Below are 20,428 nucleotides of genomic sequence, written 5' to 3' on the forward strand. Positions count from 1 at the left end.
TTCATGCTTTTAAAAACACTTGTTTTCATGGCAAATCTCCTTGTCTGCTCGTCCCTTGTCTACTCGTTGACTAAAAGTGTCTGCTCGTCAACTAAATATCGAGTCGCCACACACAGCCGTCCTTGGTGTCCTTAACCTCAAAGCCGGCGGCAGCCAGGTCGTCGCGTATGCGGTCGCTTGTGGCCCAGTCTTTGGCGGCTTTTGCCTTGGCGCGGAGGTCGAGCACCATGTCGACTACCTTGCCGAAGGCTTCTTCTCGCTCCTTGCTGCCACCGCTTTCGGCCTCGCGCAGTCCGAGGATATCGAACGCGAAGAGGCGCATTACGGTCTCAAGCTCGGTGGCGTCAGCCGCGGATATGGCGGCCTTATGGTCGATTATGGTATTAATAAGGTGGCAAGCCTCGAAGAGAATGCTTATCACCACGGGGGTCTGCATGTCGTCGTTCATGGCGTCGTAGCACTTCTGGCGCAGAGCCGCTACAAACTCTTTCACCTGGGCGTCGCTCTCTGCTGACGGCTTGATACGCTTCAGGTCGGCAATGCCCGTAAGCAGACGGGCCAGTCCTTTCTCGCTGGCCTGCAGGGCTTCGTCGGAGAAGTCCACCGTGCCGCGGTAGTGGGCGGAGAGTATGAAGAAGCGTATCGTCATGGGCGAGTAGGCCTTTGACAGCAGCTTGTGCTCTCCCTTGAAGAACTGCTCGAGCGTAATGAAGTTGCCGAGGCTCTTGCCCATCTTCTGGCCGTTGATGGTTATCATGTTGTTGTGCATCCAGTACTTCACCATCTGGCTGCCCTGCGAGGCCACGGCCTGCGCTATTTCGCACTCGTGGTGCGGGAAGACGAGGTCCATTCCTCCGCCGTGTATGTCGAAATGCTCGCCCAGATACTTGCGGCCCATAGCCGTACACTCGCAGTGCCAGCCGGGGAATCCGTCGCTCCAGGGGCTCGGCCAGCGCATGATATGCTCCGGCTGGGCCTTCTTCCACAATGCGAAGTCGGCCTGGTTGCGCTTCTCTCCCACTCCGTCAAGCTGTCGGCTGGCGTCCTTCACGTCGTCAAGGTTGCGGCCGGAGAGTATGCCGTACTTATGGTCTTTGTTGTATTTCGCCGTGTCGAAGTATATGCTTCCGTTGCTCTCGTAGGCGTAGCCGTTGTCGATTATCTGCTTTACCAGCTCCTCCTGCTCTATGATATGGCCCGTGGCGTGCGGCTCAATGCTGGGCGGCAGCACGTTGAGGGCGGCCATGGCGTCATGGTAGCGGTTGGTGTAATACTGCGCAATCTCCATCGGCTCGAGCTGTTCCAGGCGGGCCTTCTTCTCTATCTTGTCCTCGCCTTCGTCTGCGTCGTGCTCAAGGTGGCCCACGTCGGTGATGTTGCGCACGTACCTTACCTTATATCCAAGGTGCTTCAAGTAACGGAAAAGCACGTCAAACGTGATTGCGGGGCGGGCGTGGCCCAGGTGCGGGTCGCCGTAAACGGTAGGGCCGCACACGTACATTCCAACGTTTGGAGCGTGCAGCGGCTCGAAGCGTTCCTTCCTTCGCGTAAGTGTATTGTAGATTAAAAAGTTCTGTTCCATGGTTCTCCTGTTTTTTGTTCAAGCTACAAAATTAGTGTAAATCGTGCGAAACGCAAAATAAAAACGATAGAAACGAATTTTATTTTCATTTCAGCGGCATGAAGTAAAGTTTTCCCTTGATTTCCAAAAGACCGCCTTTCGCCTTCCAAAAGGCCGTCAATCGCGCGCTAAAAGGCCGTCTTTTACAAGCCAAAAGACGGCCTTTCGCAAGGCTGTAAGTAATCCATTGATTATCAAGGCATTACGTTTTGTGTGAAAACCGACGGCAAACGGCGTCACGAAACGGCGGCTACGGGCGTGCCGTCAATGCGGCAATATACGGCCGCCAACTTAAAAATATATCACGTCATGAGGCTTTTGTTGCGAAAAAATTATTACCTTTGCCACCGCTATCAACACTGACTGAAGCATAAACCTAAATAATTTCAATATGACATACACACGCATGACGGCGGCAGAGGCGGCCGCAATGATACGTAACGGCGAGAACATAGGCCTCAGCGGATTCACTCCGGCCGGCACGGCGAAGGCCGTAACCAAGGAGCTTGCCAAGAAGGCGCAGGCCGAGCACGAGGCCGGGCGCGAGTTCAAGATTGGCCTTTTCACCGGCGCATCGACAGGACAAAGCGCCGACGGCGACCTGTCCAATGCGCAGGCGATACGCTACCGCGCGCCATACACCACGAACAGCGACTTCCGCAAGCACGTCAACGCGGGCGAGATAGCCTATAACGACATCCACCTGAGCCAGATGGCGCAGGAGCTTCGCTACGGATTCATGGGCGAAATAGACTGGGCCATACTCGAAGTATGCGGTATCGAGGAGGGCGAAACTACCTGCCGCGCCTATCTAACGGCAGCGGGAGGCATAAGCCCGACGGTGGCACGCCTGGCCAAGCACGTGATACTGGAGCTCAACACGTTCCACAGCCCCGAGGCGATGTACCTGCACGACGTGTACGAACCACTCGACCCGCCCATGCGGCAACCGATACCCATCACGCACGTAAACGATCGCATCGGCACGCCTTACGTCGAAATCGACGCCAAGAAGATTGTAGGCGTTGTTGAATGCAACATCCCCGACGAGGCGAGAGCTTTCAAGGCGGCCGACCCTATAACCGACCAAATCGGACATAACGTGGCCCAATTCCTTGTCAACGACATGCGCCGAGGCGTAATCCCGCCGTCGTTCCTGCCACTGCAGAGCGGCGTGGGCAGTACGGCAAACGCCATACTTGGAGCCCTGGGACACGAGAAGAGCGTGCCCGACTTCAACATCTACACCGAGGTTCTTCAGGACAGCGTGGTCGGAATGATGCTCGAGGGCCGCGTCAAGGACGCATCCTCATGCTCGCTGACCGTCTCCAACGAATGCCTCAAGCAGATTTACGACAACATGGACTACTTCAAGCAGCACCTGACGCTGCGCCCCAGCGAGATATCCAACTCGCCAGAGGTAATCAGGAGGCTCGGAGTCATCGCAATAAACACCGCCATCGAGGTTGACCTCTACGGCAACGCCAACTCCACACACATATCAGGCACGAAGATGATGAACGGTATCGGCGGCTCGGGCGACTTCGAGCGCAACGCATACATCAGTATCTTCACCTGTCCGTCGACGGCAAAGGGAGGACTGATAAGCTCCATCGTACCCTTCGTAAGCCACCAGGACAGCTCCGAGCACGACGTAAACGTAATAGCTACCGAGCAGGGCGTAGCCGACCTTCGCGGCAAATCGCCGGAGGAAAGGGCTAACCTCATCATCGAGAACTGCGCCCACCCGGACTACAGACCGCTGCTGCGCGAATATCTGAAGATAGCCAAGGGCGGGCACACCCGCCACTGCCTCACCGCCGCGTTCGCCTTGCACGACACGCTGGCGCGCAAGGGCGACATGCGCCTTACCGACTTCTCGGAATACGTAAAATAACACTTGAATCCATTTATTCAACTCAATGATACGCTCCCCTGCGCCAGACTGTGAAGCCGTGGCAGGGGAGCTTTTCTATAACTAACGGCCTGACGGCTGCACGGCAACAAACTATTCACGGAGAAAAACAGACCAACAAATGCGTAAAACAGGAAAACTTTATATTATTATTAAGTTTTCTCCACCTTTTTTATAACTACTGGCACGACCCGTTTAAAGCGTTTTCATTAAGTTTGCACAAACAAAAAAGCCTGCTCATAACTATTAGCAAACATAATGAAGACAACAATGGGAAAGTTTCGTAAAGGCATATTCAGGATATTTCTTCTGCTGACGGTCAACGCTGGAGCCGTGTCGGCAAAAGCCGAAACAGACACTCTGGCGATAGACTCGTGCCGCGAAGAACGCAGGTCGAAGACTGACACCCTGGCAAAAAAAGCCGAAACAAAACCTAACCTCTACGCCCTGCCCTACTCAAAGACGCTGAGCCATCCCGACTGGAAACGCATGTGGCTGCACACGGGAGTGCTCTTCGCCGGAGGCGTGGCCACCCTCGGCGTGCTGCAGCTGCTCCCCGAGAACGCCACGGCATGGAACAAAGAACGGATAACGTCGATACCCTTCTGGAAAAGATGGAGCTATCACGTTAGGAAAGGCCCCGTATGGGACGGCGACAACTTCATCTTCAACTACATACTCCACCCGTATGCCGGGGCCGTTTACTACATGGGCGCCCGCAGTATCGGCTTCAACCAGCTCGGCTCGTTCCTGTACTGCACGGCCATATCCACGATTTTCTGGGAATACGGCATAGAAGCCTTTATGGAAAAACCGTCGATACAGGACCTCATACTAACTCCGTTGTCGGGCTTGTTGCTCGGTGAGGTGTTCTATAAGCTGAAGCGCAAGATCGTAAGCGACGGCTACCGGTTGTGGGGTTCGCGCGCATGGGGCAACATAGTGGCCTTCATAATCGACCCCGTAAATGAGGTGATAGGCCTGTTTGCAGGCAACCCGTGCCGTAGGATGCAGGGTAAAGGCACCATGCCCGACATCAGCTTCATGCCGTGGATAACCCCGGCAGGCGGCGGTTCGGCAGGATTCACGCTCAGTATAATAAGGTAAGTGAATACGGCCGGTCAACAGGGGCAATCCGAAAAATATTGTAATAATATTGAAACATTGGGCATAAATCGGCACAACTACGGCAATTATCGGAATTTTTGATTAACTTTGCGCCCGTTTATTATTATCCGTAACTACGAATGAAGAGGATTTTAGTGACCGGAGCAAGCGGTTTCATAGGCAGCTTTATCGTCGAGGAGGCCCTAAGGAGGGGCTTCGAGACATGGGCGGCGGTACGCAAGAGCAGCTCGAGGAAGTATCTCGCAGACAGCAGGATACACTTCATCGAGCTTAATCTTGACGACCCCGACAATCTTGAGAGACAGCTCTCGGGCCACAACTTCAACTACATAGTCCACGCTGCGGGCGCCACAAAGTGCCTCCACGCCGACGACTTCTTCCGCATTAACACCCGCGGCACCGAGAACCTGGCACGCGCCGCGGCCGCCGTTTGCGGCAACCTGGAGCGTTTTGTGTTCATAAGCAGCCTCAGCGTGTGCGGTCCCGTAAGGGAGAAACGCCCATACACGGAGATAACCGACGCCGACACGCCATGCCCTGACACGGCTTACGGACAAAGCAAACTGGCCGCCGAGCATGCGCTCGATGCCATCCCGAACCTGCCCTTCATAGTGTTAAGGCCAACGGGGGTGTACGGACCGAGGGAGAAAGACTATTTCATGATGGCGCAAAGCATAAGCCGCCACGTCGACTTTGCCGCCGGACTGAAGCCGCAAGACCTCACTTTCATATTCGTCAAGGACGTAGTCCAGGCTGTATTCCTCGCCCTCGACCACGGCACCGTCGGCCGCCGTTACTTCATCAGTGACGGTAACGTGTATTCGTCAAGGGCTTTCAGCGACCTGATACACGATGAACTTGGACGCCCGTGGCTGCTGCGCGTCAAGGCTCCGCTATGGCTCCTGCGCACGATAACAGCCTGCGGAGAGGTTGCCGGAAGGCTGACGGGACGCATGACGGCGCTCAACAACGACAAATACAAGATAATGCGGCAACGCAACTGGCGGTGCGACATTACGCCGGCAGAGACAGAACTGGGGTTCAAGCCACGCTACAACCTGATTGACGGAGTGAAAGAGACAATCAGGTGGTATAAAGATAACGGATGGCTATAAGGCCTCCGGAGTTTTTCGGCCATAAGTTTTAGATGTTGCAGGGCCGCCAAAACTCAATAGAGCAACGCTGCAACGCCGTAAGACCGAACACCATATAACCGTAAAACCATACAAATGATAAAGTTCATAAAGCAGCTTTTCACCATCAACAAGAAGCCCAAGAAAGGTCTTTTGCCCTTGGAGTGGGTAATGGTAGGCTATCTTGCGCTGACCCTGTTGATAGTTTTCTTTACATACACGAAGCTCGAAAACCCCGACGCCATGATTTGGGGACGAATCAGGGTGGCGTTCATTACGGTGGCGATGTGGGCCGTTTACCGCATGCTGCCGTGCCGCCTTACGCTCTTCCTGCGCATAACGGTACAGCTGGCGCTGCTCGGATGGTGGTATCCGGATACTTATGAGATTAACCGCATGCTGCCTAATCTCGACCATGTGTTCGCCCAATGGGAGCAGGACGTGTTCGGCTGCCAGCCCGCCTTGCTGTTCTGCAAGCACATGCCGTGGGCCGTCGTGAGCGAGCTTATGCACATGGGATACGCCGCTTACTATCCAATGATTGTGTTTGTGGTGGTATATTATTTCCTGTTCCGCTACAAGGAGTTCGAGCGGGCGTCGTTCGTTGTACTCACGGCGTTCTTCATTTATTACCTCATATTCATCTTCCTGCCCGTAGCCGGGCCTACGTTCTATTATAAGGCAGTGGGAATAAGCAAGATAACACAGGGTATTTTCCCGAACGTTTACGACTATTTCAACTATTACCAGGACTGCCTTACCACTCCGGGATACCAGGACGGACTGTTCTATCACCTTGTAGAGAGCGCCAAGGCGGCGGGCGAACGCCCCACGGCCGCGTTCCCGAGCAGCCACGTCGGCATAAGTACGGTGCTTATGCTGCTGGCATGGCACACCGGCAACAGGCGCATGTTCTACATCCTTCTGCCGTTTTATTTCTTCCTCTGCCTGTCTACCGTCTACATACAGGCGCACTACGCTATCGACGTCGTGGCAGGACTCGTGTCAGGCGTGGCGCTGTATTACGGCCTCATGGCAGTGTCGAAAGGGATGGTTTCCAAGTAATTTTTCAGGAGTTAAGGAGTTATGTAGTAAAGGAGTTAAGACAAATGACTTGTTAAGTGAATAATCAATAATGAAAAATGAATAATCAAGTTTGCCTGTTAAGGTAATTAATTCTTCACTCTTCGTTTTTCACTCTTCACTTAACAAGTCATTTGTCTTAACTCCTTTACTACATAACTCCTTAACTCCCGAAAATCTCTTTAACTACATTATAATCTACTTTAACACCCATTTCGCAACGTATTTCCCTTAAAACCATTATTTTTGCACCCATGACAAGACTTGTTGCAATCATCATTTGGGTGCTGGCGCTGGCTTTTCCGGCGGCTGCCGCTGCCCAGGCCGGCGGCGGAACTGACGACGCAAAGCCCGAGGACACGCCTGTAGACATGGACAACCCCACGTTCGTTCCGACCGTGAAGGTAGGCAAAGTGCTTGTTGACGGCGACAGCCTGCAGTACGTCGAGCTGAACAACGTGTACGTATATCCGCAGCCGACGTTCAAGAACGCCAAGCGGCGCGCCGCGTACAACCGCCTGGTGGCCAACGTTAAGAAGGTGCTGCCGATAGCAAAGGAGGTGAACAAAATCATCATCGAGACTTACGAATACATGCAGACGCTGCCCAACAAGAAGGCGCGTGACGAGCACATGAAGCGGGTTGAGGACGACATCAAGCGCCGTTACACACCAAGGATGAAGAAACTGTCGTACTCGCAAGGCAAACTTCTAATCAAACTTGTTTACCGCGAGTGCAACTCTTCGGCGTATGACTTGATACGGGCGTTCATCAGTCCTGTACGGGCCGGCTTCTACCAAGCCTTCGCGTGGGCGTTCGGCGCAAGTCTCATGAAGAAATACGACCCCGAAAAAACCGACCGACTGACCGAGCGTGTGGTGCTGATGGTAGAGTCGGGACAGCTCTGACGCCACACGTCCAGCCACTATCCAAGACCTCATATATAGCCCGCCGCATGGCCGGACATAACCCTCTGACAACCAGGATATTACCGACAAGCGCGCAAAAGATGGCCTTTTGCAAGGTAAAAGACCGTCTTTCAGGCTATAAAAGGCCGCCTTTTACAACGCAAGACAAGGCCTTTCAAAACGCCGTCTGCCAGGCACCAACTATCGACTCACGCCACCACGGAGTAAAAGCGTACGGCAACATACGTCCTGAAAACGAATATTAAGAGGAATGACAACTGTAGTGAAAAACGGCTAAAACATGGACAAAATGTTCGTTTTCACAAGAAATATGTCCGTTTTAACCTTTTCAGGTCAAAAAGAAAGGCAAAAACTATTTTATAATAAATAGTTTTCATACCTTTGCAAAGGGTTCAGAAAAAACTTTGTAATCGATATGAAACATGCCTGCAACATCATAACGGCGCTCATAATGACGCTAATGCCGATGGGCGCGGCCGCCACGGAGAAGGAAGTGTACATCTCATACGGCAACATGGACAGATGGACAATACGCAAAATCCATGAATCCGGAATCATAGGCGGCAACACCAAGACATTGTACGAGATAGGCCCCAACCGCACGATAGACGGCAACAAGCCATACGTAAACGGCGGAGGCTCGCCATGGGGCACGTCCAACGTGATGGCAAAGGTAATGGGCGTGGTAAAGACCAACAACTCGGTTTACCGCGACAAGCACGGCAACGGATACTGCGCCAAGCTCGTAACGCACATCGAAAGCGTAAAAGTGATGGGGCTCATGAACATGCACGTGCTCGCAGCCGGCTCAATATTCCTGGGCGACATGCGCGAGCCCATAACCGGAACAAAGGACGGGCCAAAGGCGATGAACAACGGAATACCGTTCAGCGGACACCCAAAAGCCCTGAGATATGACTACAAGGTAAAGACAACCGGCTCGCCCACACGCGTGAAACAGACCGGATTCAGCAGCAAGAAGACCATAGCCGGCAAGGACTACGCCATAACAGTGCTATACCTTCAGAAACGGACGGAGGACAAGAACGGCAACATCACAGCCAAACGGGTGGGCACCGTGGTGGTGAAATACGGCCAAAGCACCAACGGATGGGTAAACGACGCCACGTACGAAATAATGTATGGCGACATACGCAACAACCCCCACTATGACGCCGCGACGATGGGACTACGCTCGACCGACTACGCCCGCAACAGCAAAGGCAAGAGCGTACCCGTAAAAGAGACGGGATGGGCCGCCGCTAACGAGAAGCCCACGCACCTGCTCCTACAGTTCTCGTCAAGCCACGGCGGAGCATACATAGGCTCGCCGGGCAACACTTTCTGGATTGACAACGTAAGATTGGTTTACTGATAGTAACAAAACAACATATAATGACAAGACTGCTACTCGCCGCCTTACTCATGCTTTGCACGGCCAAGGCAGGAGCCGTCACGCCCGTTGGCGAACGACAAGACACGGCAACCATAACTACAGAGCAACAGCCTGACACGGTAAAAAAGAAAAAAGGACTCATAAACTGGGTGCTCGACTATCTCAACAACACCAACAAGAACAAGAAACACAAGAAGTTCGACTTCAGCGTGCTGCCCGGACCGCACTTCAGCTCGGACACGGGATTCGGACTTGGCATAATCGGCATGGGCCTTTACCGTCAAGACCGGCGCGACTCGCTGTCGCAACCGTCCAACGTTTCCATCTTCGGAGACGTCACGACCAAAAGCTCATACACGGTCGGCATATTCGGCACACACATGTTCCCATACGGCAAGGGGCGCATAGAATACGAAGTATCGGCCAACTATTTCAAGGAGAAATTCTGGGGAATAGGTTATGAAATGGGTAACGAAGACTCCAACGAGAGCGAGATGACCCGCTGGAAAATAGACGCAAAGGCCAACTTCCTGTGGCAAGTGGCACGCAACATTTACATCGGCCCCACGCTGACTTACGACTATGCCTACGCCATGGAGATAGACCGTCCCGAACTGTTGGCAGGCATGGACCCGCTCGTATGGAACATCGGAATAGGCGTCACGCTGGCATACGATTCGCGCGACATCATGACACGCCCGACAAAAGGTATCTACGCCACGGTAACACAGCTGTTCAGGCCGAAGTTTCTTAGCAACGGATACGACTACATAACTACCGACTTCAGGTTCAACACGTACGGCAGGCTATGGAAAGGAGCCGTAATCGGAGGCGACCTTCGGGGCACACTGAACTTCGGCAACCCGTCATGGGCAATGATGTCGCTGCTTGGCAACTCGTCGACAATGCGCGGATACTATAAGGGGAGGTACCGCGACAAGCACAAACTTGAGGCCCAGGTAGAGCTGCGCCAGCACATCTGGCGACGCAACGGAGTAGTAGCCTGGGTGGGAGTCGGCACGGTTTTCGACAAGTTCAGCTCGATCCACACAGACCGTTTGCTGCCGAACTGGGGCATAGGATACCGCTGGGAGTTCAAGAAAAACGGCAACATACGCCTCGACTACGGCTTCGGCAAAAGTGGGATACAGGGCTTCGTGTTCAACATCAACGAGGCTTTCTAAGCCGGAAAGGCGCCTGTTGCAGGCCGTCATATAGCCAACGGCGTCCCAGGCTGCCGCTTATCAACCATCAGACAAACTGTAATCAACCAATAAAATGAAACCCTGCAAGGACATACTGAAGGCCTGCGTGTCAGCACGCAGCCTCTTTTTTATAACCATATTGGTGCTTGCCCTGCCCAATGTGGCGCTTTGCCTCACCGAGAGAATGGGCCTGATGGCATGCGTTACCAACGTAGTGCTGCCCGTGGCGGCCGTCTGGCTGCTGATGACCCTCAACCGTTGTCCGGGCAAGATGACGTGGATACTCTTCCTGCTCATCTTCTTCGCCGCCTTCCAGCTTGTGCTGCTGTACCTCTTCGGGCACTCTATAATAGCCGTTGACATGTTCCTCAACCTCGTGACAACCAACCCTGGAGAGGCTCTCGAACTCCTTGACAACCTCATTCCGGCGGTAATCGGCGTTGTGGTTGTCTATATTCCGGTACTTGTTTTTGCCGTCGTTTCCATCCGCAGGAAAGACCGCCTGCCGTGCGACTTCATGCTGCGCCAGCGCCGCTACGCCGCCGTAGGCATTGCCGCGGGCGCCGTATGCCTGGGCGTAACGTACGCAAGCGACAAGGATTATCGTGCCGAACTGCACCTGTATCCCGTCAACGTGTTCTACAACTTAGGGCTGGCGGTTGAGCGGACATGCGCCACCAACAGCTACGCAGATACCTCGGCAGACTTCACTTTCAACGCCAAGGCCACCCATCCGGCTGCCGACCGCGAGGTGTACGTCTACGTAATAGGCGAGACCGCGCGTGCATGCAGCTTCAGTCTGTACGGCTACGGCCGCGAGACTACGCCCATGCTGGCGCACGAAGAGGGAGTAATCGCATTCCCGAAAGCCGTGACACAGTCGAACACTACCCACAAGAGCGTACCCATGTTGCTGTCGGCGGCCTCGGCTGAGGACTATGACCGCATATACAAAGAGAAGGGAATAATCACCGCGTTCAAGGAAGCGGGCTTCCATACGGTGTTCATATCCAACCAGTTACCTAACCACTCGTTCATCGACTTCTTCGGCGAAGAGGCCGACCAGTGGGTATTTCTCAAGGAAAGAAAGGGCTACGACCCGTCACAGGGAGACGAAGCAATGCTGCCCGAGATAAGGAAAGTGCTGGCCGAAGGGCGCCGCAAGGAGCTGATTGTGCTGCATACGTACGGCTCGCACTTCAACTACCGCGAGCGTTATCCGCGCCAAGCGGCAGCCTTTACGCCGGATGACGCAACAGAGGCGAAGGCAAAGAACAGGGCGTCGCTCGTCAATGCGTACGACAACACGATACGTTACACCGACCGCCTGCTGGCCTCGATTATATCAGAACTGCGCGGTACGGGCGCCGTGTCGGCTCTGCTCTACACGTCAGACCACGGCGAAAACATCTTCGACGACAGCCGCCGCCTGTTCCTGCACGCCTCGCCCGTGCCCTCGTATTACGAACTTCACGTACCGCTAATAGTCTGGACGTCAGACGGATACAGGCAAAGATACGCTACGGTAACGGCCAGTCTCACGGCCAACCGCACCAAACGAATAGCCACGAGCGCCTCGGCGTTCCACACAATGCTGACCATCGCCGGCATAGACACGCCCCTGCGCAACGACAGCCTCTCGGCAGCCAGCTCCCTGTTTACCGTCAGGCCATACGTTTATCTTAACGACCACAACCGTGCCGTGCCCGTAACCGGCCTGCTGAGAAGCGAAAAAGACTTTGAGATGTTCAAGGAAAAAGGAATAAACTTATAAGATATAAATTAAAAATCAAGGGCCGGGGAATTAAGAATTAAGAGTTAAGAATTAAGAAAATATGCTTTGCCAAAGATTGCAGCAAAAGTATCTTTCTTAATTCTTAACTCTTAATTCTTAATTCCCCAGCTTTTGATTCTTAATTAAATTCTACTCAGCCGAGCCGCTCAGGGGTGCAGCCTGCGTATAGGTACGTGCTCCAAGCTCCTTGTCGAGCATGTAAATGCCGTAGCCGTTGTCCTTTATCATCTTGATGTTATCGATGATAGTCTGGGCGTTCTCTTCCTCTTCCACCTGCTCGTCGATAAACCACTTCAGCATGCTTTGCGTTGCAAAGTCGTTCTTGTCGTGCGTCAGCGCGTACAGGTCGTTAATCATCGAAGTAACCTTCTGCTCGTGCTTGAGCGTGCTCTCGAACACGTCGAGTATGCCGTCCCACTCTGTCGGAACCTCGGCGATAGGCCTCAGCGTAACTCGGCCGTTGCGTGAGTTGACGTAGTTGAACAGTATCTTGGCGTGGTCTTGCTCCTCCTGGAACTGTACTTCAAACCAGTTTGCCATACCGGGCTGGCCCGCAGAGTGGCAGTAAGCAGCCATTGAAAGATACAAGTAGGCCGACCACATCTCGGCGTTAATCTGCTCGTTGAGAGCCTCTTCAATCTTCTTGTTTAACATAACAGTATATTTTTAAAGTTGATATTCTGCAAAACGGGGAGCAAAAACAGTGCCAACGCCCTGAGACTGACGTTTTTTCAGCCCCGTGTCAGCACTTGCCGACACTGCAAAAATAATGAAAATATCGCCACGCCGATACCCACGCCCCCGATAATTATCATTTATTAGCACTCGCGGGCCATGCCCTCAGCCTGTAAAAACTACACCGCCGGCCATAACGTCGGCCCCGCTGGCCACCCTACTAAAAGGCCAACCGATACCCGACATCACGGCTCCGATAAAGCCGTTTATGACCTGCGGCGTATTCACTTGATACTCAATACGTTATAAAAGGCCGTCTTTTGGACGCTAAAACACGGCCTTTTAGCCTGCGATTGATGGCCTTTTGGAAGCCAAAAGACGGTCAATTAGAAAACAAGCAGCCATCCGAGCCGGTGAAACCGGCATTCAATAGATTTCCGGACAGATATAAAACGTCATGCCTATAACGCCCCAGATAAGCCAAATGACATCAAATACGGCCTCATAATTACGCCATCCTAACTTCCATTTGGCAACCATACAGATAGCGACAAGACTTACAAGAAACAACAAAATAAATGAAGATAAAACTAGGACATCATTCTCTTTGGCAATGATTATCACCACCATATTGAATATAAGAATGACAGATTGAACGATTTGAGCCCAATCGTAAATCTCTTTTCTGTCCATATCAAATGCCGTTTTGCGTGTTTCGGCTTAACGTTACGAATAAAATAATGCCGCATAACGGCTGTGGACAAACCGTTATGCGGCAGTGAATGTCAGGCCAGAAGGCGCTTCACGATGGCAGAAATCACGCTGCCGTCGGCACGGCCAGCCATCTGCTTTGAGGCCATTCCCATCACGCGGCCCATGTCTTTCATGCCCTGGGCGCCGGTCTGGGCGATTATATCCTTAACGGCGGCCTCTATTTCGGCTTCTGTCAGGGGCTTGGGCAGGTACTCCTCGATTACCGCCACCTGCGCCAGTTCTGCGTCGGCAAGGTCCTGTCGGTTTTGTGCCGTGAACGTGGCGGCCGACTCCTTGCCCTGCTTTGCCAGCTTAGAGAGCAGCTTCAGGGCCGTTGCGTCGTCGAGAGTGTCGTTAGCTCCGGGCGCCGTTTTTGCCTCTATAAATACTTTCTTTATGTTGCGCAAGGTCTCAAGACGTACCTTGTCACGGGCCTTCATGGCCTCCTTGATATCGTTACTTACTTGTTCAAAAAGCATTTTAATTAAGAATTAAGAGTTAAGAATTAAGAAAATATGACTTGTGGAATTAAGAATTAAGAGTGAAGAATTAAGAGTTAAAAATCAAAAGCAAACGAAGCATTAAGCTAATTAAGGCAACGCCATCTTGCCGGAAGAGGAATTTTCTCTTAATTCTTAACTCTTAATTCTTAATTATCTTAAGCAAACTTTATCGTTCCCTGTACGGTGTTGCTGTCCTCGGGCTCAGGTTTCTTGACGTTGCCCATGGCCTGATTCTTGATTTCTTCAAGCTCCTGGCGCGTACGTTTGTACGTAGGGGTTGACTCTACGGACGAAATCACGTCGTCATTGTCAAGGTCTTCCTGGCGGAAGATGTATATGTGGGGACGGCGTTTGTACTTCGACGTCTTGCCGTCGCCGCCGTATATGCGTTCACGGCGTGCACGGCGCTCGGCCGCCTTCTCCTCTTCCTCGGCGCGACGCTCGTTCTCCTCCTGCGTGTGTTTCTTGATGTGGCTGTTCATTCCGTCAACGTCCTCTATGCCGAAGCCCGTGGCAAGGATGGTAACCTTTATCTTGTCGCCCAGCTCGGGGTCGGTGGCAAGTCCCCACTTGATTTCAAACTTAGTGTCGAACTTTGCCATAAAGTCGTTCACGTCGTTCATCTCTTCCATCATCAGGCTGCCCTTGTTGTTGCCCTTCTCGCCGCTGAAGGATATGCTGAGCAGGATTTTCTTCGAGTTGAATATGTCGTTATCATTGAGCAGGGGCGAGTTCAGGGCGTCGTCGATAGCCTTCTTGACGCGGCCTTCACCCTCGCCGTAGCCGGTGCTCATGATGGCTACGCCGCCGTCTTTCAGCACGGTCTTGACGTCGTTGAAGTCAAGGTTGATAAGTCCGTGGACGGTTATTATCTCGGCAATACTCTTGGCTGCAACGCTCAGCGTGTCGTCGGCCTTGCCGAAAGCGTCGAGGATTGACAACTCCGGATATATCTCGCGCAGGCGCTCGTTGTTGATAACAAGCAGGGCGTCGACGTGCTTAGACATCTCTTCTACACCGTCGAGAGCCTGGTCAATCTTCTTCTCCCCCTCGAAACGGAAGGGAATCGTTACTATTCCTACGGTAAGTATGCCTAATTCTTTTGACACACGGGCTATCACGGGAGCGGCTCCCGTACCCGTTCCGCCACCCATTCCGGCGGTGATGAAAGCCATCTTGGTGCCGTCGCTGAGCATGTTACGCACGTCCTCAATGCTTTCCTCGGCAGCCTCACGCGCCTTCTCGGGCTTGTTGCCGGCGCCGAGCCCCTCGTTGCCGAGCTGCAAATGGACGGGCACAGGCGAGTCGTTGAGGGCCTGGGCGTCGGTATTGCACAGCACGAACGACACGTCGTGTATGCCCTCACGGTACATGTGGTTCACTGCGTTGCCGCCGCCGCCACCTACACCGATGACCTTTATTATGCTTTTCTCCTTTTCAGGTTCGCCGAAATCGACGATACTACGTCTTTCGTTCATATCTTGTCGTGTTTTATTCGTTAATAATATAAGGTGAAGAAGGCCTATTCGTCGGGCTCCTTAATGAACTTGTCAACCCAGTTCTTGAAGCGTGCCATGCGGTTCTTCATGCTCTTACGCTCCTTCTTCTGCTCCTCCTCAAGGCGCGCTGCCTCCTCAGCCTCACGCTTGGCAGCCTCTTCGGCAGCCTTGCGGCGCTGCTCCTCGGCCTTTATCTTCTCGGCTTCGGTCTGCACAACGCCGGGACTCATCTCGCCCGGAGTGCGCGGATTCTGGTGCAGGTCAGCCGTTTTCGGACCTGCCTTGGCCGTCTTCTCGCCGCTGAACAGGTCTACGTTCTCGGGCGTTTCCTCGCCGGCGCAGTTCATGTCACCCTTGACAAGCAGTCCCAGCACGGTGTTCATCATGCCGTTGTGGGCTGTAATGTCGGGATTGTTGGACGTGATGGTCTGGTTCACGAACTTCGCGATACGTATCTTCTCAATGTGCGTATGGTTGCGGAATGCCTTGTCTATGTCCTTCATGTTGGCTCCGCCGCCGGTCAGGATGATACCGCCGAGCAGACGGTCGGCATACTCCGAAGGTACCTGGTACCACACATTCTCGATTATTTCCTGCAATCTTCCCTCTACAATCTCTATGAACTTGCGGCTCTCCACGCTGCGTTCGGCGTCGATGGGGAGCATTAATGAGTTGTCAATATCGTTGTTGTCGGTGTACGCGCAGCCGTATTTCAGCTTCATCTTCTCGGCCGTCGGCTCGTCCATCTGCAACGAAGCGATGTCCTTGGTGATGTTGTTGCCTCCGAGAGGGATGACCGCCAGGTGGCGCAAAATGTTCTTGTAATAGACAGATACGGTAGTAGTGTCGGCGCCAAGGTCGACCAAGACACAGCCCGAACGCCTCTCGGCGTCGGACAATACGCAGTCGGCCAACGCCAACGGAGCCAGATACATTTCGGCGATAGCTACCTCGGCTGTGTCGAAACACTTGTTTAGATTACGGTAGAACGTCTTGCGCCAAAGGATGTTAAGGAAGTTTCCTTCAAGCCGGCCGCACTGAATGCCGACGGGGTCAAGCTGGAACTGGTTGTCCACTTTGTACTCCTGAGTGGCCGCGTCGAGTATTTCCTGGTCCTGGTAAGACATGTTTCGGTTGATGTCCATCAGCTCGTTGACCATATCCTGTGATACTATTGTGTCGTTGGGAAGGTCTTTCACTATTACGTTCTTGACGCTGCGGATTGACTGCCCGCCCACTCCGACGTACACTTGGGCTATCTCCGACTTGAGCGACGACGACAATTTCTTGACGATGTTGGCAATGCACTGCACCGTCTGGTTTATGTTGTAAACGATTCCCTTGCGGATAAACGATGACGAGTCCTCCTTGACCACGGCAAGCACGGATATGCTTCCGTCGAGGTTTTTCTTGCCCGCTATGCCCGTCACTTTCGACGAACCGAGCTCTATTGCTACGATAAAGTCCTTTGCTGCCATACGTTTTATATTTATTTTCTTATTTCTTTGTTGCTCTGTCTATTTCTTCTTTTTGCATATTATCTGGTTGTCGAACTCAAGGTCGATGTACGAATACTTGTTCCATCCGGCCTTGCTGAGCCCGTATTTGTAGAACTTGGCAAGGCGGTCGAGCTTCGTTTCAACGAATTCGGCGGTCAATCTTTTGCGCCGGTTGATGTACTTTGTCTGCGGAAGCGTGCCCAGATACACTATATGTTCGCCCACCCGAGGCACCAGCTCGACGCCAAGGTCGGGCAGGATGTTGATTTGTACGATTTGATTACGCCAGAACTCGTCCTTCATTATCTCGATGGCGAGGTTGGCAAGATAGCTCCTTGCGTACCATTTGGATATGTACCCGGTGGCAATTATAAGGTCTGACGTATAATTGGAGTTAGGCATTATGCCTCCATGGTCGTCAAGATAATAGTCGTCGCCGGCACTGTTCTTCACACGTACTATGGGCAACCGCTGGGTTATCATTATCTCCACGCAGCCGTCCTTGGTCTTATAACACTGGGCGGTCTTCACGAAAGGGCTGTCCTTCAGCTTGTCCTCGATGTCACGCGGATTGACATCCGCCATGCGCTTTTTGAACGGATACAGCCTGTTTTTCTCCAGGATACGCTTTATCTCGGCCGCGCTGAGAAATCCGTTGGTACTCTCGTCCTCAATGTTTATCACCACCTTGGTACATAAAGGATAGGTATCCTTAGGATTGTTGAATGACGTCATTGCCAACAATACGTAAACTGCGAGGGCCACGCAGAGGACGACTGTCAACGCTCTTTTGAGCTTATATTTCATTTATTCGTACTTGCTTAACAGTATTTTTTCTATTTGCGGAACGTAATTGTCAAGGTCGCCGGCGCCCAGGACAATGAGAACCTCGAAGTCATGCTCCCTTACGTACTCAGGCACATCCTCCTTATGGAGCATGACCTTGGCCACTCCCGGGGCAAGATTGTCGTATATAAGCCGTGACGTAACTCCTGGTATAGGCTCCTCACGGGCAGGATATATATCACAGAGCAGCACCTCGTCGAGCAGGCTCAGGCTCTCGGCAAAGTCCTTGTAGAAGTCGCGCGTGCGGCTGTAGAGGTGTGGCTGGAATATGGCCGTGATTTTCTTGTCCTTGTAAAGCTCGCGAATGCTCATGGCGCTCTGGCGTATCTCCTTCGGATGGTGCGCGTAATCGCTGAGGAACACGAGGCGGTCGGTCTTGATCTTGAAGTCAAACCGGCGCTCAACTCCCCGGTAAGTCCTCATGCCGTACTTCAATTCTTCAGCCGTGCAACCGTTGAGTTGGGCCATCGCCATGGCGGCCACGGCGTTCTCTATGTTGATCGGTACGGGCTGTCCGAGGTGTATTCCGGGCACGGTCTCAACGGGAGAAACGAAGTCGAAGGTTATCTCGCCGTTCTCAATCACCACGTTTTCGGCATGGAAGTCGCCACCGTCACGGCTGTACGTGTACGTCTTTACGCCGTCCTGTACGGCCGGGTGCATCTCCAGTCCGGTGTGGATAATGAGCGCGCCGCCTGGCTGTATCAGCGAGGAGTACTTGGTGAAGCTCTCCAGATAAGCCTCTTTCGTGCCGTAAATGTCAAGATGGTCGGGGTCGGTTGACGTGATGACGCTCATCCACGGGCGCAGCCAGTGGAACGAGCGGTCGAACTCGTCGGCCTCAATCACCACGAAATCGCTCTCCTTGCTGAGGATGTAGTTCGAGGCGTAGTTCTTCGATATGCCGCCAAGGAAGGCGTTGCAGTCAACGTGGCTCTGGTGCATTATGTGCGCACACATGGTAGACGTGGTGGTCTTGCCGTGCGTTCCGGCCACGCATAGTCCCTTATGCGCACGCGTCAGCATGCCCAGCACCTGCGCCCTCTTCTCCACATCGAAGCCCTTTTCACGATAAAGCGCCAGCTCCTTGTGCTCGGCGGGGATGGCAGGGGTGTATACCACGAGCGTAGATTCCCTGTTGCGGCACGCGTGGGGGATTTCGTCAACGTTCTCCTCGTAGTGTATCAACATACCCTCTTTCTCGAGTTGCTCGGTCAGCGCGGACGGAGTCTTGTCATAACCGGCAACCACCACTCCCCTATGTAGGAAGTAACGGGCGATGGCACTCATGCCAATGCCGCCCGCACCTATAAAGTATACAGCTTTTATGTCGTTTAATTCCATATTCCAGTTATTCTTCACGGCCTGATAAGCCTTATAAGACTAATAGGCCTGATATTGACCGGCAAGAGTGATTTTCTTAACTCTTAAATCTTAATTCTTAATTTTTCCTCGCCAGTTTTACCACCTCGTCGGCTATCGTGTCGGCCGAGTCGGGCAGCGCCAGCTTCTTTATGTTACCACTGAGGGCGGCCAGGCGCTCGTTGTCCTTCACCGTCTCGACGGCCAGCTCCACGACCTGCGCTGGCGCGTCGGCGTCCTTAACGTACAGCGCGGCGCCCTTGTCTACCAGCGCCATGGCGTTCTTCGTCTGGTGGTCTTCGGCAACATTGGGCGACGGAACGAGGATTACGGGCTTGCCTATGAGGCAAAACTCTGATATGCTGCTGGCTCCGGCGCGGCTGATCACCAGGTCGGCGGCCTTGTACGCGGCGCCCATGTCGCTGATGAAGTCCATCACCTTGAGCATGGGCAGGTCCGTGCGGTCCTTCAGCCGCTCGTTAATCGAGGCGTTATAGTACTTGCCCGTCTGCCAGATGAACTGCACTCCCGACGACTTAACCAGGTCGAGGTGCTGCATTACGCTCTCGTTCACGGTCCTTGCGCCGAGGCTTCCGCCAACGATAAGTATCGTCTTCTTGTTCTCGTCGAGGCCGAACGCGCGCAGGGCCTCGGCCTTCGTCATCTTCGTGTCGAGCAAAGCCTGGCGCACGGGGTTGCCCGTCTTTACGATTTTGTCGGCCGGGAAGAAGCGCTCCATGCCGTCGTAGGCCACGCATATACGGTCAACCTTCTTGGCGAGTATCTTGTTCGTCACGCCGGCATACGAGTTCTGCTCCTGTATGAGGCATGGAATGCCCCTCTTGGCGCACTCGTTAAGCATGGGGCCACTGGCGTAACCGCCCACCCCGACGGCAGCCATCGGCCTGAAGTCGCGTATTATCTTCTTGGCCATACGCTGGCTTTTCCATATCTTGAAGAGCACGGCTACGTTCTTCAACATATTCTTCCGGTCGAAGCCGCAGATGGGCAGGCCGATGATACGGTAGCCCGCGTCGGGCACGCGCTGCATCTCCATACGCCCGAGAGCGCCCACGAAAAGGATGT

17 protein-coding genes are annotated in these 20,428 nt (G+C 53.3%); 8 read left to right on the forward strand and 9 right to left on the reverse strand.

The features are described 5' to 3' along the window. Positions 1 to 91: 91 nt before the first annotated feature. Positions 92 to 1,582, reverse strand: coding sequence for a cysteine--tRNA ligase (cysS, locus tag H6A34_RS03580; protein WP_205103512.1), 1,491 nt, complete (start codon positions 1,580 to 1,582; stop codon positions 92 to 94). A gap of 430 nt (positions 1,583 to 2,012) precedes the next feature. Here cysS and H6A34_RS03585 point away from each other — a divergent pair, with 430 nt between their 5' ends. The 8 genes from H6A34_RS03585 (at position 2,013) to H6A34_RS03620 (ending at position 12,184) form a co-directional block, all read left to right on the forward strand. After that, positions 2,013 to 3,518: a butyryl-CoA:acetate CoA transferase gene (locus H6A34_RS03585; protein ID WP_205103513.1), complete on the forward strand. Its 1,506-nt coding sequence runs from the start codon at positions 2,013 to 2,015 to the stop codon at positions 3,516 to 3,518. Between the two features lie 288 nt (positions 3,519 to 3,806). Beyond that, on the forward strand, positions 3,807 to 4,643 hold the full coding sequence (locus H6A34_RS03590) for a DUF3943 domain-containing protein (protein ID WP_205103514.1): 837 nt from the start codon (positions 3,807 to 3,809) through the stop codon (positions 4,641 to 4,643). A 140-nt stretch (positions 4,644 to 4,783) separates the two neighbouring features. Further along, on the forward strand, positions 4,784 to 5,779 hold the full coding sequence (locus H6A34_RS03595) for an NAD-dependent epimerase/dehydratase family protein (protein ID WP_205103516.1): 996 nt from the start codon (positions 4,784 to 4,786) through the stop codon (positions 5,777 to 5,779). Between the two features lie 114 nt (positions 5,780 to 5,893). Beyond that, positions 5,894 to 6,862 carry a phosphatase PAP2 family protein gene (locus H6A34_RS03600; RefSeq protein WP_205103517.1) on the forward strand — a complete coding sequence of 323 codons (969 nt, stop codon included), beginning with the start codon at positions 5,894 to 5,896 and terminating at the stop codon, positions 6,860 to 6,862. A gap of 272 nt (positions 6,863 to 7,134) precedes the next feature. Continuing rightward, the gene (locus H6A34_RS03605; RefSeq protein WP_205103518.1) at positions 7,135 to 7,788 is read left to right on the forward strand and encodes a DUF4294 domain-containing protein; all 654 of its coding nucleotides are present in this window, start codon (positions 7,135 to 7,137) and stop codon (positions 7,786 to 7,788) included. Positions 7,789 to 8,260: 472 nt separating this feature from the next. Beyond that, positions 8,261 to 9,184 (forward strand): PCMD domain-containing protein, encoded by a 924-nt coding sequence (locus tag H6A34_RS03610; protein WP_420870806.1) that lies wholly within the window; start codon positions 8,261 to 8,263, stop codon positions 9,182 to 9,184. 20 nt (positions 9,185 to 9,204) lie between these two features. Continuing rightward, the gene (locus H6A34_RS03615) at positions 9,205 to 10,389 is read left to right on the forward strand and encodes a BamA/TamA family outer membrane protein (RefSeq protein WP_205103519.1); all 1,185 of its coding nucleotides are present in this window, start codon (positions 9,205 to 9,207) and stop codon (positions 10,387 to 10,389) included. Between the two features lie 94 nt (positions 10,390 to 10,483). Next, on the forward strand, positions 10,484 to 12,184 hold the full coding sequence (locus tag H6A34_RS03620) for a phosphoethanolamine transferase family protein (RefSeq protein ID WP_205103520.1): 1,701 nt from the start codon (positions 10,484 to 10,486) through the stop codon (positions 12,182 to 12,184). Positions 12,185 to 12,334: 150 nt separating this feature from the next. On the opposite strand, the gene H6A34_RS03625 is transcribed toward H6A34_RS03620, so the two are convergent. From H6A34_RS03625 to murG, 8 genes are all read right to left on the reverse strand, one after another. After that, positions 12,335 to 12,859 carry a ferritin gene (locus H6A34_RS03625; RefSeq protein WP_021948797.1) on the reverse strand — a complete coding sequence of 175 codons (525 nt, stop codon included), beginning with the start codon at positions 12,857 to 12,859 and terminating at the stop codon, positions 12,335 to 12,337. Positions 12,860 to 13,306: 447 nt separating this feature from the next. Beyond that, complete coding sequence (locus tag H6A34_RS03630) at positions 13,307 to 13,573, reverse strand: hypothetical protein (RefSeq protein ID WP_205103521.1); 267 nt, start codon at positions 13,571 to 13,573, stop codon at positions 13,307 to 13,309. Between the two features lie 92 nt (positions 13,574 to 13,665). Further along, on the reverse strand, positions 13,666 to 14,112 hold the full coding sequence (locus H6A34_RS03635; protein WP_205103522.1) for a GatB/YqeY domain-containing protein: 447 nt from the start codon (positions 14,110 to 14,112) through the stop codon (positions 13,666 to 13,668). A 179-nt stretch (positions 14,113 to 14,291) separates the two neighbouring features. Continuing rightward, on the reverse strand, positions 14,292 to 15,614 hold the full coding sequence (gene ftsZ, locus H6A34_RS03640) for a cell division protein FtsZ (RefSeq protein ID WP_205103524.1): 1,323 nt from the start codon (positions 15,612 to 15,614) through the stop codon (positions 14,292 to 14,294). A gap of 44 nt (positions 15,615 to 15,658) precedes the next feature. Further along, positions 15,659 to 17,113 (reverse strand): cell division protein FtsA, encoded by a 1,455-nt coding sequence (ftsA, locus tag H6A34_RS03645; RefSeq protein WP_021948793.1) that lies wholly within the window; start codon positions 17,111 to 17,113, stop codon positions 15,659 to 15,661. Between the two features lie 39 nt (positions 17,114 to 17,152). Continuing rightward, positions 17,153 to 17,941, reverse strand: a complete 789-nt coding sequence (locus H6A34_RS03650) for a cell division protein FtsQ/DivIB (RefSeq protein WP_021948792.1) — start codon at positions 17,939 to 17,941, stop codon at positions 17,153 to 17,155. Further along, a complete protein-coding gene (murC, locus tag H6A34_RS03655) occupies positions 17,942 to 19,324 on the reverse strand; it encodes a UDP-N-acetylmuramate--L-alanine ligase (protein WP_205103526.1) in 1,383 nt (460 codons plus the stop codon). 97 nt (positions 19,325 to 19,421) lie between these two features. Continuing rightward, positions 19,422 to 20,428, reverse strand: a 1,007-nt coding sequence (gene murG, locus H6A34_RS03660) for an undecaprenyldiphospho-muramoylpentapeptide beta-N-acetylglucosaminyltransferase (RefSeq protein ID WP_205103528.1), incomplete at its 5' end; no start/stop codon positions are given.

The sequence above is a fragment of the Marseilla massiliensis genome (assembly GCF_016899855.1).
GTDB lineage: Bacteria > Bacteroidota > Bacteroidia > Bacteroidales > Bacteroidaceae > Prevotella.